The organism is Flavobacterium sp. NG2, assembly GCF_034119845.1.
Classification (GTDB): Bacteria; Bacteroidota; Bacteroidia; order Flavobacteriales; family Flavobacteriaceae; genus Flavobacterium.
Genome location: NZ_CP139420.1, coordinates 1,726,681 through 1,744,369, shown reverse-complemented (window position 1 = coordinate 1,744,369; position 17,689 = coordinate 1,726,681). Strand labels below are relative to the sequence as shown.

Sequence of the window (17,689 nt, the reverse complement as noted above, 5' to 3'; positions counted from 1 at the left end):
AACATGACGAATATCAAAGAATTAAGCGTTGAGGAAAAGTTAAGAGCAATTTACGATTTACAATTAATTGACTCTAGAATTGACGAAATTAGAAACGTAAGAGGAGAACTTCCTTTAGAAGTTGAAGATTTAGAAGATGAAGTAGAAGGCTTAACTACACGTTCTGAAAAATTAAAAAGCGATCTTGAAGTTATTGAAGATCAAATTAAAGCTAAGAAAAATGCTATTGACGAGCATAAAGAAGCTATAAAAAAATACACGAAACAACAAGAAACGGTTCGTAACAACAGAGAATTCAACTCTTTAACTAAAGAAGTAGAATTTCAAGAGCTAGAAATTCAATTGGCTGAAAAGCAAATTAAAGAAATGAAAGCTTCAATTGAGCATAAAAAAGCGGTAATTTCTGAATCTAAAGAAAAATTAGATTTGAAATCAAACCACTTAAAACATAAAAAATCTGAACTAAACGCTATCCTTGCTGAAACAGCGAAAGAAGAAGAATTCTTAATTGAAAAATCTGAAGAATTCAGAGGGAAAATCGAAAACAGACTTTTAGCCGCATACGACAGAATCCGCTCAAGTGTACGTAATGGTTTAGCAGTAGTTTCTATCGAAAGAGGAGCTTCGGCAGGTTCTTTCTTTACTATTCCACCACAAACACAAGTTGAAATTGCTTCAAGAAAGAAAATCATCACTGATGAACACTCTGGAAGAATTTTGGTTGACAGCTCATTAGCTGAAGAAGAAAAAGAAAAAATGGAAAATTTATTTGCTACATTTTAAATCATACAAGCCACGCTCTAAAGCGTGGCTTTCTTTTTTATGACAAAAGTCCTTTATTACCTTTTTACCAAATCTGTTGGATTATATTTAAACTTTTTGAGTTTTGCTTTTCCAGAAAAGGCAAGCCAAATGGCTTATTCGCTCTTTAGTGAACCAAGAAGAGGTAAATTAAAAAAAGACAAACTCCCAAAAACATTAGCAAAAGCTAACACCAAAACCTTTCAATACGAAGGACAAGAATTTGTCACTTATACCTGGGAAGGAAACGAAAATGTTATTTTATTAGTTCACGGCTGGGAAAGTAATGCTTCTCGCTGGAAAAAACTATTACCTTATTTACAAAAATCAGGAAGCACCATTATTGCTCTAGATGCTCCTGGACATGGTTTATCAAGCGGTAGGGAATTTCATGTACCTAAATACGCCGATTTTATTGATGTTGTTGTTCAAAAATTCAAACCAAAACACCTAATTGGACATTCTTGGGGCGGAAAAACTTGTTTGTATTATCAAGCACATTACACTAATTCAACCATTGAAAAAATGGTGATTTTAGGCTCTCCTAGTGATTTCAAAATCATACTAAACAACTACATTACTTTATTGAGTTTAAACTCTTCTATCACCAAAGCCTTAGAAATAAAATATACTAGTGTTTTCCAAAAAGAACTTGAGGAATTTACAGGAAAACATTTCGCCTCACAAATTAAAACTAAGGGACTAATTGCTCACGATACAGATGACACAGTAGTTCTTTTTGATGAAGGCAAAAAAATAGCTAATGCATGGGAAGATGCAATTTTTATAGAAACTTCTGGATTAGGCCACGCAATGCATGACGGAGAACTTTATGAAAAAATCTATTCTTTTTTATTTGAAGACTAGTTATTATACAGATAAGGCACTAAGAAGATTGTAAATATGCACTTTTTTTCAATCGCACGAAAACAAATAAAATTCGTGTAAATCTTCGATTTATACGGCATCTAAACACAAAGCGAATAATCTATCTTTGTCATCCGCGTCCCATTTCAACGCTAAGTTTTCTTTATCTTTTATAAAAACAAGCCAAACAAATTCGCTAAATTTGCACTATGGAAGAAAATTTAAAGCGCCTCAATAAATTCATCGGAGAAACAGGATTCTGTTCGAGACGTGAAGCAGACAAATACATCGAGCAAGGTCGTGTTACGATTAATGGACTTGTACCTGAATTGGGGACGAAAGTAGCTCCCACAGACGAAGTTCGCATTGATGGCAAATTAATCCGTGAAAGCCGCGAGAAGCCTGTTTATCTAGCTTTTTACAAACCTGTAGGCATTGAATGTACTACCAATTTAGATGTAAATAACAACATTGTTGATTACATCAATTATCCGAAACGTATTTTTCCTATTGGCCGATTAGACAAAGCCAGTGAAGGGTTGATTTTTATGACCAATGACGGTGATATTGTCAATAAAATTCTTCGTGCTAGAAACAATCACGAAAAAGAATACACGGTTACAGTTAACAAACCCATTACGGATCGCTTTATTGAACGCATGGGAAATGGAGTTCCTATTTTGGATACTGTCACTCGTAAATGTAAGGTGGAACAAATCTCGAAATACATTTTCAAAATTATTTTAACTCAAGGTTTGAACCGTCAAATCCGTCGCATGTGTGAATATTTAGGATATGAAGTAACAGCTTTAAAACGCATACGAATCATTAATATTTCCCTTGATGTTCCCGTAGGACGCTACCGTGACTTGACTGATGCCGAAATCAAAGAACTTAACGCCCTGATTGAACCATCGAGTAAAACAGAAGAAGCCAGTTTGCCAAAAATAGAACCTACCAAAAGAAAAACTGAATTCATCAAACGCGATGATCCTCGGTTTAAGAGACGTGGCGATTATTAGACACAAAATGCTAGCATATAAAAAAAGGAAAATTAAGTTTTCCTTTTTTTATGCCAGCACCTCAAGCTATTCCTACTATAAAAAGACACAATTAATTAACCTTTTCTTCGGGTTTTGTTAATCTATTTTCTCCCCCAAGACCCTAATTTTGTTTGCGTACCCAAATTTACAGCAATTGAAATTTTCACTCCCTAACCTACGTGATTTTAGAATCCAAATCTTCTTATCCTTTTCATTAATCATCATTTTAATCGCCATTTGGTTTTTATTTTACCTTACTATAGATCGTAAAATTGACCATCTCAACGACTTTAGCTATAAATCCTATCGCGTATCACAAGATATCAGCACAAATACCAAACGGTTTCAAACGTTTTTATTATACGGTTATAAGGAAAAATATTTCTACATAAATCACAGCCAGAAAGACTTAGATCAGTATATCTCGAATTTAAAAAAACAAAGAACAGCTGTTGATGCCATTTTTAAAGAGTCAAAAGAGCTTGATATCGAAATCAATCACAAACTTATGTCGGCTCTTTCGAATAGAATCGACACATTAATAACTGTCATCAATCAATATAAAAAAATTGCACTAATACGCGGTTTTAAAGATTACGGAATTGAAGGTAAAATGCGAAATAGAGCGCATTTTTTAGAAGAAAAAGAATTACTCCCAAGGGCCACTATTTTACAATTTCGCCGCCACGAAAAAGACTATTTATTGCGCTCAGAAAAAGCCTATATCCAAAAGTTTTCCAACTTATACGATAACACCATCATTTCTGACGAAATTGACAGCACTACCAGACAAGCACTTCTTGAGTACAAACGCTACTTTGACAACTTAGTAACCCTAAGTAGCCAACTTGGAGAAACTGAAAAACAAGGGTTAAATGGTAAAATAAATAAAACAAACGAAGCGATTGAAGACTTGCTAACTCAAATAATCAATCATAATGAAAACAGAATTAACAATTTAAAAGAAAACTTATTTTACTTTCAAATAGGTCAAACCCTATTAATGATTTTCATTGCTTTGTTTTTGTGTATTTACTTATCCAAATATTTCACAAAAGACATAAAAGAACTCTCCATGGATATTTCCAATTTTATCCTTTCTGATTTTAAAAACAAAGTCCCTTCAGTCATACACAAATCCTCTATTAAAGAAGTAGATTATTTATTGAATAGTTACACTATTTTAAAAGAAAAGTTATCTAAGAATGTTCATTCCTTAGAAAAAAATACCGAAATAGCAACGAATACCGCCAAATTCAAAACGCAATTCTTAGCTAATATGAGTCATGAAATTCGCTCGCCTTTGAATGGTGTGATGGGCATGTTAAACATTCTAAAAACTAGTCCGTTGAATGCAGAACAGTCTGAGTATATCGAAATTGCAGAACATAGTGCCGATCATCTGTTAGGAATAGTCAATATGATTCTGGACCATTCAAAAATGGAAGCAGGCAAAATGAAATTAGAAGAATACCCAATTCACCTAGAAAAAGAATTGTCTAAATTAATTCGCTTGTTTGACTACAGAATAAAAGACAAAAACATCTGTTTAAACTTTAATTATGATAGCAATATTACCAACACAATTCTTTGTGACAACTTGCGACTTCAACAAATCTTGATAAATTTATTGGACAATGCTATCAAATTTACCCATGAAGGAGATGTTAAACTTGAGGTAAGTCTGCTCAAACAGAATGAAAACATTCAACACTTGAATTTTAAGGTTATGGATTCTGGAATTGGAATTGATGTCGAAAAAACAGAGCAACTTCTTCTAGCCTTTGAGCAAGCCGATTTATCGACAACCCGTAAATATGGAGGCACAGGACTTGGATTAACTATTTCAAACCAGCTAATATCACTTATGGGAGGAAGCAAGTTAAACATCATCGCTTTAGAAGAAGGTGGCTCTAGCTTTAGCTTTGATATTCCTTTTAAATTAGACTTATCAGCAATACCTATTGAGAATAACAAATCCAATACAACTATTGACCTTAGGGTTCATAAAGCATTGATAGTTGAAGACAATTTAATCAATCAAAAAGTACTAAGAAAACTTTTGGACAAACTTGATATTCCTTCGGATATTGCAAATAACGGAAAAGAGGCTGTATCGCTATTCGAACAAAACGAGTACAATATGATTTTCATGGATTTACACATGCCTGAAATGGATGGATTTGAAGCTACTAAAACAATACATGCACACACAAAATACAAATCAAAAAACATTCCCATTATAGCGGTAACAGCTAGTGCCTTTGACGAAGATAAAACAAAAGCGATAGCCAGTGGCATGGACGATTTTATTACAAAACCTATTGTTCTAAAACATTTAGAAGAAACCATTTGTAAACAAATGCGCTTAAGGGAAGTTTAAAGCAAAAGGAACTGGATAGACAGAATAAAAAAAGTACAAACTAAGACCAAAGTAGCTAAAGCCCCTATAAATCTATAAGGACTCATCCCTGAAAAAACAGTTGTATTCAGATAGAAATTAAGGATATTGATTTCCATAATAAAGCGTTTTTACACTTTAAAACTACCTCAAAAGAAAAGGGTCTATAAAAAATTAGGTATAAAAGGGATTATTGATGTAACAAGATGGCAAAATCAATGATTTCTCATAACTTGGAATAAACAAAAACAAAAAAGGCTGCCCAAAGGCAGCCTCAATCTTTATAAACTTATACTAATTAATGTTTGATAATAATTTTTTGAACTTCTGAAATATTGTTTTTTGACTTAATAAAATATATACCATCAATCATCTCTGAAACATCGATACTATTAGCACCAGAATCAACATTAAACGTTTTAACAACTTGTCCTAATGGATTACAAATTTGAAATTCTGCTGCTTTATCTGAGTTAATCATCAACAAATCTTTAGCTGGATTTGGAGAAATGACAAAATCCGACTTTTTAACAAAATCTTTATTTGACAAATTAGTAGCGAACTTCCATGTCATTGCATCTAATGCACAATAAGCAAATGAACCTGTAGTACTAATTACTAATTGATCTATATTCACATTTGAATTATCAGTTCCTCCAAAGGTTGTAAAATCAATTAAAGTATATCCATTATTGATGAGTGAATTAACATTAAAGCCTATGCTCTTAGTAGCTGTAAACTTGGTGTTAGAACCTAATTTACCAACAACTGTCAAACTACCTCCTTGACCTAACCCAGTTAAGTTACTTTGTGACAAATACACCCAAAATTGCTTTATATTAAAAGGTGTTGAACCTGCACTAGATATAGTGAAACTAACCGGAACATTAAATGTTCCACTACCTGTATTATCAATAAAATAATTATCAACAGCCGTACCATTCCAACCATAAGGTAATATATTGTAATATATATCAAAAGTACCACCAGCTTGTGTGGTAATATTAAAGACTTGACCGTTATCTGTAAAACTTGTACCTCCAGCCGTTTCGGTTTCAAATGTTTCAGTAGTTTGTGCCCAAAATAATTGTGACATAGCAATTGCAATAAAATTTAATAGGTATTTTTTTTTCATCTTAAAAAAATTTAGGTTTATAAAAACATGCGTTATTTATTACAAATAAACAATATTTCAATATAAAAAGCAAGAATATATTTACATAAAAATATATTTTAAGTAACTAATGACCTAATCACATATCAATCAGAAACTTACCAGTTTACACGAAACTTAATTAGACAAAATAGAATTTTAACAAAAAAAGGTAAAGATTTATAGTCTTTACCTTTTAAAAAATTTCTATTGCCTACTTGGATATAACCCATCTACACAAATTATGTATTTCAAGGCTAAACTAGGTTGTATATTATTCACAGGTGTTGAACCACCAACGGCAGCCAGTTGTATGGAAGCAGGATTCATCGCAACACTAGGACTAGACGAATTAAATCCTAAGCCAGGTGTAAATTCTCTTCCACTTGTAATTCCTGGAGCAGCAATACTTGATGAAGCTATAGGGGTTGTCATAGTAGCATTTGCCGAGTTCACATTCAAAGTAGCTGTATGCGTATGATTTGGCAGATTATTTAAAGTTAAAATATTAAACTCATCACCTTCTTTTTGCCCAAGATTATAGTCTGATAAACCTTGCCCTTGTCCCATTCCTATTGCGACTCTACTTCTAAGGTCTGGTAAAGCAAATGTTTGCCTTCCATCTCCTCCATAAGTAGTTCCTAGTATTGAATACAAAGTGGTATTAGAAGCTATTGATAATAAAGCACCATTACATTCCATAAACCCTTTAGGCACAAAAGTACCTGCAAAAAACTTTATCGTTCCAATTAATTCGTCCATATTTAATTTATTATAATGAGTATTTTAATTAGTGCTAAAAAATCTATGTTTGTCTATTATAATCGTAAAACTTTCAGTAATAATTTTCTGTTTAAACAAGTAGATTTCAATTGTAAATATGAGAAACACTAATGAAAATTAGGTTCTTTAATTCTTAAAATACAAACAATAAATTGTTAAGCACACACATAAATGAGATAAAAAAGAAAAGGAATAGAGTCAAAATAAAAGACCCTATTCCTTACAATATAAAATTTAGATTCTTACTATTCCAGTGATATATGGTTTTCCATTTAACGGTGCAAATATCTCTACCACTGCTTCCCAAATTACTTCTGAAGGAGGCATCGAAGCAGTACATTTATAACGGTAATTTGTTCCTGCTACAATTTGAGTTGAAACTGAATTTGGAGTATAACTAACTCCAACAAATCCATTTAAGGCTTCACTAAACACCTCTTTATCTTGAGCTGTTAACGGCTGAAACGGAGACCATCCTCCTACTAATGTTGGTTCTTGAACTGGGGCTTGATTTAACATAATAAATAATTTTAATTTCCTACTCTTTAGGATTTTCGGATAGGTCCTCGTTTTTATAGTGGTTTCTGAACTCCACTTTTAAATTTCTGTGACTAAATTAGCGAGCCTATTTCTTCCGATTGGCAAATATGACATGAAGCCACAAATCCTTGTTATAAGATTCCATTAATTAGTAAGCAAAAAAAATCCCTCATCAAAAGATGAAGGATTAACAACTAAGTGTTCAAAATTTATTTTAAGATTCGAAATTGATTTGCAAAATCTTTGTACTTATCACTTAAAATCACATTATGGTTATTCTTGAGCCAAACCAAATTATCTTGAGGTATAATTTCGATAATTTTATCAATATTAATTAAAAAATTGCGGTGTGTTCTGCAAAACACTTTTGGGTTTAAGAGTTCCATTAATTTGGTTAACGACAACAAAATCAAAAACTTCTCATGCTCTGTTACAATCTTACAATAGCGATCTTCAACTTCTACATATATAATATCCGAAAGCAAAACCTTCTTTAAAGCCTTGTTTTTCTTAATAAATAAATAGTCCTGACTTATAACAGTATCTTGATCTTCGCTCAAAAATACATTGGGCTGCTTATAAAACTTTTCCACAGCCATTTCCAAAGCATATAGAATTTCTAGTTCATTAAAAGGCTTCATCAAGAAACTATAAGGTTGAGTTAACTTAGCACGTTCAAAAATTTGTCTATCTCTTGAACTTGTCAAAAACACAAAAGGTTTAGCAGCATCTGGAACTGCATTTATGGTCTCGGCAAAGGTAATTCCCTCTGGATTTCCATCTAAAAAAACATCAATCACTAGCACATCTACTGGCTTACTATAAAATAACTGTAACGCTTCCGCAAAAGTACGAGCCACTCCAACTACATTATAATTATACATACTAAGAACGGCTACCAAAGCATCACTTTCTGCAATAGTATCTTCTATAATCAAAACATTGATATTATCCATAAATAGGCTCTTTTTTAGGAGTATTACATTGTAAGTTCTTACAAATATAAGTATTCTATTAATAATAACAAGTCTGAAAAATCAGGATAATAACCAAGATTACAGCTTAATGGCTAGAGGCAGTCCAATTATCATTTTAGTACCTTGGTTTAGTTTAGTTTCTATTGCAAATGTCCCTCCATTTTTATCAATCAGACTTTTGCACAATTGCATACCAAGGCCCGTCCCTACACCCTCTTCTTTTCCTTTTTTGGATAATAAAACCGTTGGCGCAAGTAATTCCTGTCTCTTGGTTTCGGTCATTCCTAAACCTGAATCTTCCACTACCAAATAACAAAAATGATCATCAGACGGTCTTGTATAAACAGATATATTTCCATTTTCAGAACAAAACTTAATCGCATTGTCTAATAAATTGCGAAGTATAATTTTAAACGAATCAGTATCTACAAAAACAAAAATAGGAGCAGCTACATTCGATTGAAAACTAATTCCTTTATTAAGCATCAAAGGCTCATAATTAAAAACAACCTGTTTTACAATAGATTGTAAATGTGCCGACTCTTGATAAAAAAAAGATTGCTGTGTTTGTAACAAAGCCCAATTCAACAAATTATCTAACAAGTTATAAGCCCCATTAGCAATGGCGTTATTCGTATTCAATTGAACATCCAAAGCCTCATAATTTTTAGAAGACAAACTCGTCTGAAGTTTTGAATTACTTGTTTTTAAAGCATTTACCGAAGAACGCAAGTCATGACTAACAATTGAGAAAAGTTTGTCTTTAGTTGCATTCAAATCATCTAGTATCATTTTTTGTTCTAATATGATTTTATTACTTTTTACTTTTTGACGGTAAAAATAAAATCCAGCACCTAATATCACTAATAATAATCCCGAAGAAAACAACAAACTATTTCGTTCCGCTTCTCTTAGTTTATTTTCGGTTGCGAGTAAATTAACTTCCTTTTGTTTTTGTTTGATGGCAAATTTTTTCTCGATTTGAGCCGTTTCCCAAATTTTATTTTGATTATTTAAAGAATCTTTCCATTGGTCATATTCCTTCCTATATTCTAGTGCCTTCTCAAAATTATTCCGATTTTGTTCGACTACTGCCATGTTCTTAGCCGAAAATTCTTTACAACTAAAATCATCCACTCTTTTTGATAATTGGTACGCTTTTTCAAAATAAGGTATGGCTTTATTGTCTTTGTATTGTTCATAATACACATTGGCAATGTTTTGATAAAGACTCATTAATACTTTATCATCATTCCCCTTTTCGGCTAGTTTTATTGCAGTAAGAAAATATTTTTCAGAATTATCAAAATCATTTAAAAACAAATAACAAGTCCCAATATCACTATATAACAAACACTTATCAATATAAGAAGGCACATTATCCCCCAAACTTTCTATTTCTTTAAAAATAGACAAGGCTTCTTTGAATTCTCTAGACTCAATTAACACCTTTCCTAAATGATTATTTGCTAACAAATAAAATTCAAAATCCTTTGAAACTAAATGGAGTTCTCTCTTTGCTTGTTTAAACAAATCAAGATTCAAAAAACTTTTACCTCTAAAAAAACGACAGTAATTAGCCAATTCACGATTTTTATTGGCACTTAATTGTTTCATTGAATAAATCAATGTAGAATCCCATTTCTTTTGATTATAAAATAAAAAAGCCTTTACGAAGTTGACTTCATTTTTATATTCTTTACTCTTTTTCCTTAAAGTAACCTCAAAAGGATCAACTTTAGCAATTCCCTGGGATAGGATTGCCATCGAAGAGACAAAAAATAAGATTAAAAATGATTTCCTTTTAAATGTCATTCTAAAAAAATTGTTGGATATAAAAAATCGTTTAACCAATTATTAATTAAACGATTTTTAGAATAAAATAAATATTGTTAGTTTAAAACTTTTGTGGTTGTCCCTCTTGAAACTTCAGGATCAATATCTTTTAAAAAGGAAACAACATTATTAATATTTGCAATGGTAGCTGAAGTATAGTCGAATTCAACGTACCAAACATTACAGCTTACTGGTATTTCTTCGGTATAATCGTAGTCAAAATACAGTTCTAAATCCTCACCAACTTCAGTAGGAGTTTCTAATTTTGGATTTGTGGTTACATTGGAATCGATATATAAAGTCACACGTACTTTAAGTGTTTGAACATTGTTCACTTCGTAAAATTTAGCCGAAACTAAAGGCGCTACTGGATATGAAACTGTTTTATTATTTGCAAAAACAAAAGGTTCTGAATTGATTTTTGTGTTCTGCAGTGTAGGATAAAAACTCATAGTATACTTGTTTATTTAAGATTACATTAATTGTTGTTAAAGATATTTTTTTATTTAATAAAAAGGGCAAAAACCACATTAATTTATCTTTTAAATCTTACATTATTTTTTTAGAGTCATAAAAAAAACCTACTCGAAGAGTAGGTTTAGAATTCTTATTTCTTATTGATTGTTTCTTGCTCTTATCTTACGAGCCAAAAGTGTGTTTTTCAACAACATCGCTATGGTCATTGGCCCAACTCCTCCTGGTACTGGTGTAATAAAAGAAGCTTTTTTACTTACGCCATCAAACTCTACATCTCCTTTGATAACATATCCTTTTGGGTTTGATGAATCCTCTACACGTGTAATTCCAACATCAATAATTACCACTCCCTCTTTTACCATATCGGCTTTTAAAAATTCTGGAACACCTAAAGCTGTGATAATAATATCGGCATTTTTAGTGTATTCTTCTAGATTTTTAGTTCGACTATGTGTCAAAGTAACTGTAGAATCTCCAGGATACCCTTTACGACTCATTAAAATACTCATAGGACGACCTACGATATGACTACGACCAATAACAACAGTGTGTTTTCCAGAAGTTTCTACTTTGTAACGTTCAAGCAATTCCATGATTCCAAATGGTGTAGCTGGCAAGAATGTTTCCATTTCTAGTGCCATACGTCCAAAATTAGTAGGATGAAAACCATCTACGTCTTTCTCAGGATTGATTGCCAAAAGAATTTTCTCCTCATCAATATGTTTTGGCAAAGGCAATTGAACAATGAATCCGTCTAGGTTATCATCCTCATTCAATTCTTTAATTTTAGCCAACAACTCTTCTTCAGTAATAGTATCAGGCATACTTACCAAGGTAGATTCAAAACCAATTTGTTGGCAAGATCTTACTTTACTCCCTACATAAGTTAAACTCGCTCCGTTATTCCCTACTATTACAGCAGCCAAGTGAGGTACTTTTCCACCACTGGACTTTATTGCTAGTACTTCAGCAGCAATTTCGCTTTTAATATCGTCTGATGTTTTCTTTCCGTCTAATATTTGCATTCTTTTTTTTGTTTTAAAAGTTTCAAGTTTCAGGTTTCAAGTTCCACATAAGAAACAAACCTTTCAACCAAAACAATCTGTTATATTATTTTTCAACCTTTAGCTTCAATCTACTTTATACTTGAAACCTGAAACTTGAAACAAGCTCTTTATCTCATCCCCGGCATTCCACCTGGCATACCGCCTTTCATTCCCCCCATCATTTTCATTAGGTTTTTTCCGCCTGGGCCTTGCATCATCTTCATCATTTTGCTCATTTGGTCAAACTGTTTCATTAATTGATTTACTTGTTCAATTTTTGTCCCAGACCCTTTTGCAATTCTCGCTTTTCTTTTGACATCAATAACAGATGGTTTTTTTCTTTCTATTGGAGTCATCGAATAAATAATCGCTTCGATATGTTTGAAAGCATCATCTTCTATTTCTACATCTTTCATGGCTTTTGAAGCACCTGGTATCATTCCTACCAAGTCTTTCATATTACCCATTTTCTTTACTTGCTGAATTTGAGTCAAGAAATCGTCAAAACCAAATTCGTTTTTAGCGATTTTCTTTTGAAGTTTTCTAGCTTCTTCTTCGTCAAATTGCTCTTGTGCTCTTTCAACTAACGAAACAACGTCTCCCATTCCAAGGATACGTTCTGCCATACGTACAGGGTAGAATACATCAATAGCATCCATTTTCTCACCTGTACCTACAAACTTAATGGGTTTGTTAACCACCGTTTTGATTGATAACGCTGCTCCACCACGAGTATCACCATCTAATTTGGTTAAGATAACACCGTCGAAGTTTAAGATATCATTGAAAGCTTTAGCTGTATTCACCGCATCTTGACCTGTCATCGAATCGACCACAAATAAAGTTTCCTGAGGCTCAATTGCTTTGTGTACACGTGCAATTTCGTCCATCATCTCTTTATCAACTGCCAAACGACCTGCCGTATCGACAATTACCACATTAAAGCCATTTGCTTTAGCATGTTTGATAGCGTTTTGTGCAATTTCGACTGGGTTTTTATTCTCTGGTTCCGAATATACTTCAACACCAATAGAATCTCCCACAACGTACAACTGTTGGATTGCCGCTGGACGATAAATATCACAAGCCACTAAAAGTGGTTTTTTATTCTTTTTTGTTTGTAAAAAATTGGCCAATTTCCCAGAGAAAGTAGTTTTTCCAGAACCTTGTAAACCTGACATCAATATTACTGAAGGATTACCTGAAAGATTAACCCCAGCAACATCTCCACCCATCAATTCTGTCAACTCATCTTTTACTAATTTCACCAATAACTGACCTGGTTGTAGTGTAGTTAAAACGTTCTGACCAATCGCTTTTTCTTTTACTCTAGTAGTAAAATCTTTAGCAATTTTAAAGTTAACATCGGCATCAAGTAACGCACGACGCACTTCTTTTAAGGTCTCGGCAACGTTTACTTCTGTAATTTTTCCGTGCCCCTTTAATATATGAAAGGCTTTGTCTAGTTTATCGCTTAAATTATCAAACATGATAGTATTGTTTTTTAGGAAGTGCAAATATAATATAAAGTTCTTTAGCTTCAAAGGTTGTAAGTAGCAAAGACACAAAGTTAAAAGAAGATTTATTTCATGATTTCAAGAATAACAAATCAACCCAACTTCCCTCTTCTAAATCCAAAATTCACACTCCCACTTTGGGCGTGCCCCGCGAAAAAGCGGGTCGGGCTATCCGCTACAATTCCTCGCACCTCCTACGTCGGGCTGCGGGATTTTCGCTTCTATCCCTCACGCAAAATCTACACTCAATTCACTTTTTGACTAATAATTTTAATTCTTCTTGAAAAACTATTTCTTTTCGTTTAAGATGTAGGAATTATTTTTAAATTTGTCCGAAGTGAGTAAAATAGAACGTTATATTTTTGGCAAAAAAATGGGACTAACATTTCATTTTGGGATAGAAGTAGTAATGTTTATTCGCTTATTGAATAGTTGGCTGTAATTTTAAAGAAAATCCGCGAATGAAATACAATTATAAATTAAATGATATTAATACTAATTATCCAATTATATTAATTCCTAAAAACATCCAGATTAATATTAATAGAGAAATTCATTATACAGAAATTTTAAAGCATATTAATGAATCCTATTATCCGTTAAGTTCACGGGTTTACCTTAAATTTCCAAATTTCAATAAAGGTCTATTTAAAGACGACTATAGCTTAAGCGAATATTTAAATTTTGAAGAAGATGAAATTATTTTTAGTTTAAAAGACTTTTATTACAGTAATCCTGCAAATGAAGATTATAAACTTCCGAGGAAACCACGAAATTTTAAGCTTGTTCAAATAGAAAAAAATATACCTTTTTTTATTCAGTTAAATATAATTGTAAATATTATAATCTCTTTAATTACATTTAAATATTCTACAATACAAAATGCTTTATATTGTTTAATATTCCTATGTATTATTACAATAATATTTATATTTTTTGGGTTTTTTAAAAGAAAAATTGAAGAAAAAAAATATTTCGATGAAATAGAATTTAGTTTAATAATTGCAAATTTTACTGAAGAAGTAAATAAAATAACTTCAAGAGCGATTGAAGACTATCGAAAGTACAAATATAATAAATTAAAAAAAGTAGAAACAAATCGCGAGAAAGCAGAAAAAGAAATTTTTTATTTGTCACTTAAACCTGAATTAGAATATACTTTTAATCAAAAAATTGCAGTAAAAGGAAGAACTGAGGAATTCTTTTTAGAGTTTTTATTACAATATTTTGGTAATCAAATCAAAACAGATATTGTCCCAATAGAAATCACAAATTCTTACCAACCTGACTTTTTATTAGTTTGTAATAAAACAGGATTTTATTTAGTTATTGAAATTGATGAGCCATATTCTGCTGAAAATGGGCAACCTATTCACCACGAAAGAACTTCAGACAAAGAAAGAGAAGATTTTTTTGAAGAATTAAATTGGGCAATGGTCAAGTTTTCCGAAAAGCAAATTATCAAAGAAACTTATAAATGTTGTGAACTTATAGAAAACATTATAAAATGTATTTCAGAAAAAAAAATTGAGATAACACATCAAGTAACACCTGATCAAAAATGGAGTTATGAAGAAGCAATTATTATGTCAAAAAATAATTATCGAAATACTTATCTTCCAAATAATTTAAAAATTAATACCAATAATGTAAAATCTATTAAAAAGGCTTATGATGATGATCTACCATTCTAATCTACACAATTTATAAAAGTCGATTTGAGTTTTAGGCTTAATTTAAAGATAGTTTTTACTTGTTAAATTAATCATTAACCGAAAGATAAAACTTCCTTAATCTGCCACATTACCAAGCAGTCAATCGTTTTAAGCAATTTCCACGTCACGAGAGTATTCTGAAAAAAAAAAAAAAAAAATTAAAACCAAAAAAATGAACTATTCAATATTTACAGACGAATTGTCAAAACGAGCAGGTATACATAAAGAATTGTTTGAATTAAGCGAGAAAAAAACAGGTAAGAAGATTCAGGAAGATAACGAATATAAAGTTTTAGAAAAGCACAATATTATCAAAAATCATTTTTACAATGATTATCAATATAAGGAAAATTACAAGCAAGGATGGAAATCGATTACATTTTCTATTCCGACAGATATTGCACACGAATTTTTTGGAATAGTAAATTCAATATTAGAAGAAAACAATGAAAATTCAATTGATCTTGATAATATTAAAAATGAGATTGTTTATAACAACGATGGGATAATTAGCTTATTGATTTTAAAACAAAAAGGATTTTATCAAGTAGAGATTGCAAATAGGAATTAATGAAACTTTTTATAACAGATTGTCGTGATTAGGGTTTTAGGCTGAATTTAAAGATGGTTTTGTACTTGGAAAATTGTGTTTAAACGAGAGATAAGGCTTCCTTCATCAGCTATATCGCCAAGCGACGAATCATTCTTCATTTTGATCTGTAAATATTGGTTTAATTAAAAACCAAAAATTAGCGTAAGTAAATTATTACCAAAGAACAATTAAAACATTTTAAATTATAGATATTATGGGTTTTGCAATTTCACCAATTTGTATCAACTGTGGTTACAAAACAAAGTCAATAGGTATTGGTGGAGGTAGATTAAATCATTTAACTAAATATGGCGCACCAGCATTAAATACTGAATCTAATGAAATTGAGCAAATAAATCTATATGATTACAAAAAAACTGTAATTATTAAAAAGAAATTTCTATATTTTTTTTCCAAAAGCATTGAAATTGAAATTGAAACGAAGAATGAAAAATATATTCCATATTATGAGCCTGGTATGTTTACAGAGGATTTGGAAATTGAAAATCATTATTGGGGTGGTAAATGTTTTAAAAAAAGCAAAAACTTTTGTCCAAAATGCAAATCATACAATATAGATTTTATAGATACAGGAATTTGGTTTGATTAATTAACGAGAACGAAACGGAAGAAAATTACTGTCAACCGCATTAAAAATCATACCGTACCTACGGCACTCAATTCCCTTTGTCTATATACATGGATGGATTAAAATCCATCCCTACAAAATATACCGAGCCTAAGGCTCTCAATCCGTTCAATTATATGTGTGCCTTTTTTTAAAATCCTATTTCATATCTCCATTTGGTTTTAAAACCTTTGTGATTCTCTGTGTTTTCTCTTGGCGTATCTTTGTGAAAAAACATTTTTCTACCCAATCCCAATCCACTTTGGCGAAAGCCCACAAAAAAGGCTAGACGAATCTAACCTTTTAACGTATTTTACAAACTAACGTATTTTAAATCAAACTTAAATTTTGATATACAAATTCGTCTTCTATATTTTCTTCAACTAAGTATTCCGTCAACTTCGATATATTTCCCACTACTTCACCAATCACAATAATGGCTGGCGATGAAATTTGTTGGTCTTTCACTAAATCTGTAATCGAACTCATTGTTCCTATCACTTTCTTTTGATCTGCTCTTGTACCATTTTGAATAATTGCTATTGGCAAATCATCCGTTCTATTTGATTGATATACATCTACAATTTCGTTCAATTTATGCATTCCCATTAAAATAACTACCGTTGCTGATGATTGCGATGCCAAAGTCACATCCTTAGACAATTTATGATCTGATGTTGTCCCTGTAATCACCCAAAAACTCTCTGCCACTTTGCGCTGAGTTAAACTAATACCGTTCAAAGCAGGCACTCCCATCGAAGAAGATATTCCGGGAACAATAGCGGTTTCTAAACCAAATTCTTGTGCGTATTCTATTTCTTCACTTCCTCTTCCAAAAACAAAAGGATCTCCTCCTTTTAAACGGACTACATGTCCGTGTTGTTGAGCCATGGACACAATAAGTGCATTAATTTGATCTTGACTATAAGCGTGACATCCTAGACGTTTCCCTACAAAAACAATTTCAGCATTTGGTGCATATTGCAATAAGTCTTCGTTTACCAAAGCATCATACAATACCACATCAGCAGCTTCTAAAGCTTTTATTGCCTTCATTGTGATTAACTCTACATCTCCTGGACCCGCTCCTACAATCGTTAACTTAGGTGTATTGGACTTATTCATATTATTTTCATTTAAGAATTTGAAAACAGCAACTGTTCGTTCTAACTTTTGACGTAAAAAATCGACCATTCTATTTTCAAATTTGATTACTAATCAGCTTAACTACGTAAATACTTAGACAAATATAAGTATAAATACGTAATTAAAACTAAAAAAATCTCAAATTTTATGTACTTATGAAGCAAAAA

General features: G+C 31.7%; 17 protein-coding genes. 7 read left to right on the top strand and 10 right to left on the bottom strand.

Annotated elements, in window-relative coordinates:
• The first annotated feature begins 3 nt into the window (after positions 1–3).
• The 4 genes from SLW70_RS07465 to SLW70_RS07450 all read left to right on the top strand — a co-directional run bounded on the left by SLW70_RS07465 (position 4) and on the right by SLW70_RS07450 (position 5,094).
• The gene (locus SLW70_RS07465; RefSeq protein WP_320891473.1) at positions 4–783 is read left to right on the top strand and encodes a zinc ribbon domain-containing protein; all 780 of its coding nucleotides are present in this window, start codon (positions 4–6) and stop codon (positions 781–783) included.
• Between the two features lie 39 nt (positions 784–822).
• On the top strand, positions 823–1,668 hold the full coding sequence (locus tag SLW70_RS07460; protein WP_320891472.1) for an alpha/beta fold hydrolase: 846 nt from the start codon (positions 823–825) through the stop codon (positions 1,666–1,668).
• 209 nt (positions 1,669–1,877) lie between these two features.
• Positions 1,878–2,690, top strand: a complete 813-nt coding sequence (gene rluF / locus SLW70_RS07455; protein ID WP_320891471.1) for a 23S rRNA pseudouridine(2604) synthase RluF — start codon at positions 1,878–1,880, stop codon at positions 2,688–2,690.
• A 175-nt stretch (positions 2,691–2,865) separates the two neighbouring features.
• Positions 2,866–5,094 (top strand): response regulator, encoded by a 2,229-nt coding sequence (locus tag SLW70_RS07450; RefSeq protein WP_320891470.1) that lies wholly within the window; start codon positions 2,866–2,868, stop codon positions 5,092–5,094.
• Here the strand turns inward: SLW70_RS07450 and SLW70_RS07445 are convergent.
• From SLW70_RS07445 to ffh, 9 genes are all read right to left on the bottom strand, one after another.
• The gene (locus tag SLW70_RS07445) at positions 5,091–5,231 is read right to left on the bottom strand and encodes a hypothetical protein (RefSeq protein ID WP_320891468.1); all 141 of its coding nucleotides are present in this window, start codon (positions 5,229–5,231) and stop codon (positions 5,091–5,093) included. The two genes, SLW70_RS07450 and SLW70_RS07445, sit on opposite strands and share 4 nt — an antisense overlap.
• 179 nt (positions 5,232–5,410) lie before the next feature.
• Positions 5,411–6,247, bottom strand: coding sequence for a T9SS type A sorting domain-containing protein (locus tag SLW70_RS07440; protein ID WP_320891467.1), 837 nt, complete (start codon positions 6,245–6,247; stop codon positions 5,411–5,413).
• A 225-nt stretch (positions 6,248–6,472) separates the two neighbouring features.
• Positions 6,473–7,027, bottom strand: coding sequence for a phage tail protein (locus tag SLW70_RS07435; protein WP_320891466.1), 555 nt, complete (start codon positions 7,025–7,027; stop codon positions 6,473–6,475).
• Positions 7,028–7,282: 255 nt separating this feature from the next.
• Positions 7,283–7,567: a hypothetical protein gene (locus tag SLW70_RS07430; protein ID WP_320891465.1), complete on the bottom strand. Its 285-nt coding sequence runs from the start codon at positions 7,565–7,567 to the stop codon at positions 7,283–7,285.
• Positions 7,568–7,797: 230 nt separating this feature from the next.
• On the bottom strand, positions 7,798–8,544 hold the full coding sequence (locus SLW70_RS07425; protein ID WP_320891464.1) for a response regulator transcription factor: 747 nt from the start codon (positions 8,542–8,544) through the stop codon (positions 7,798–7,800).
• A gap of 99 nt (positions 8,545–8,643) precedes the next feature.
• On the bottom strand, positions 8,644–10,380 hold the full coding sequence (locus SLW70_RS07420) for a tetratricopeptide repeat-containing sensor histidine kinase (RefSeq protein WP_320891463.1): 1,737 nt from the start codon (positions 10,378–10,380) through the stop codon (positions 8,644–8,646).
• A 77-nt stretch (positions 10,381–10,457) separates the two neighbouring features.
• A complete protein-coding gene (locus SLW70_RS07415; protein ID WP_320891462.1) occupies positions 10,458–10,853 on the bottom strand; it encodes a hypothetical protein in 396 nt (131 codons plus the stop codon).
• Between the two features lie 162 nt (positions 10,854–11,015).
• Entirely contained in the window at positions 11,016–11,903 is an 888-nt protein-coding gene (locus tag SLW70_RS07410) for a bifunctional 5,10-methylenetetrahydrofolate dehydrogenase/5,10-methenyltetrahydrofolate cyclohydrolase (RefSeq protein ID WP_320891461.1), read from the bottom strand.
• Between the two features lie 149 nt (positions 11,904–12,052).
• Positions 12,053–13,414, bottom strand: a complete 1,362-nt coding sequence (gene ffh / locus SLW70_RS07405; protein ID WP_320891460.1) for a signal recognition particle protein — start codon at positions 13,412–13,414, stop codon at positions 12,053–12,055.
• Between the two features lie 488 nt (positions 13,415–13,902).
• On the opposite strand from ffh, the gene SLW70_RS07400 reads away from it, so the two are divergent.
• The 3 genes from SLW70_RS07400 (at position 13,903) to SLW70_RS07390 (ending at position 16,358) form a co-directional block, all read left to right on the top strand.
• On the top strand, positions 13,903–15,135 hold the full coding sequence (locus SLW70_RS07400; protein WP_320891459.1) for a hypothetical protein: 1,233 nt from the start codon (positions 13,903–13,905) through the stop codon (positions 15,133–15,135).
• A 193-nt stretch (positions 15,136–15,328) separates the two neighbouring features.
• On the top strand, positions 15,329–15,727 hold the full coding sequence (locus SLW70_RS07395) for a hypothetical protein (RefSeq protein WP_320891458.1): 399 nt from the start codon (positions 15,329–15,331) through the stop codon (positions 15,725–15,727).
• 235 nt (positions 15,728–15,962) lie between these two features.
• Entirely contained in the window at positions 15,963–16,358 is a 396-nt protein-coding gene (locus SLW70_RS07390) for a hypothetical protein (protein ID WP_320891457.1), read from the top strand.
• A gap of 348 nt (positions 16,359–16,706) precedes the next feature.
• Here SLW70_RS07390 and cobA read toward each other — a convergent pair whose 3' ends face one another.
• The gene (gene cobA, locus SLW70_RS07385; protein WP_320891770.1) at positions 16,707–17,501 is read right to left on the bottom strand and encodes a uroporphyrinogen-III C-methyltransferase; all 795 of its coding nucleotides are present in this window, start codon (positions 17,499–17,501) and stop codon (positions 16,707–16,709) included.
• Positions 17,502–17,689: the final 188 nt, after the last annotated feature.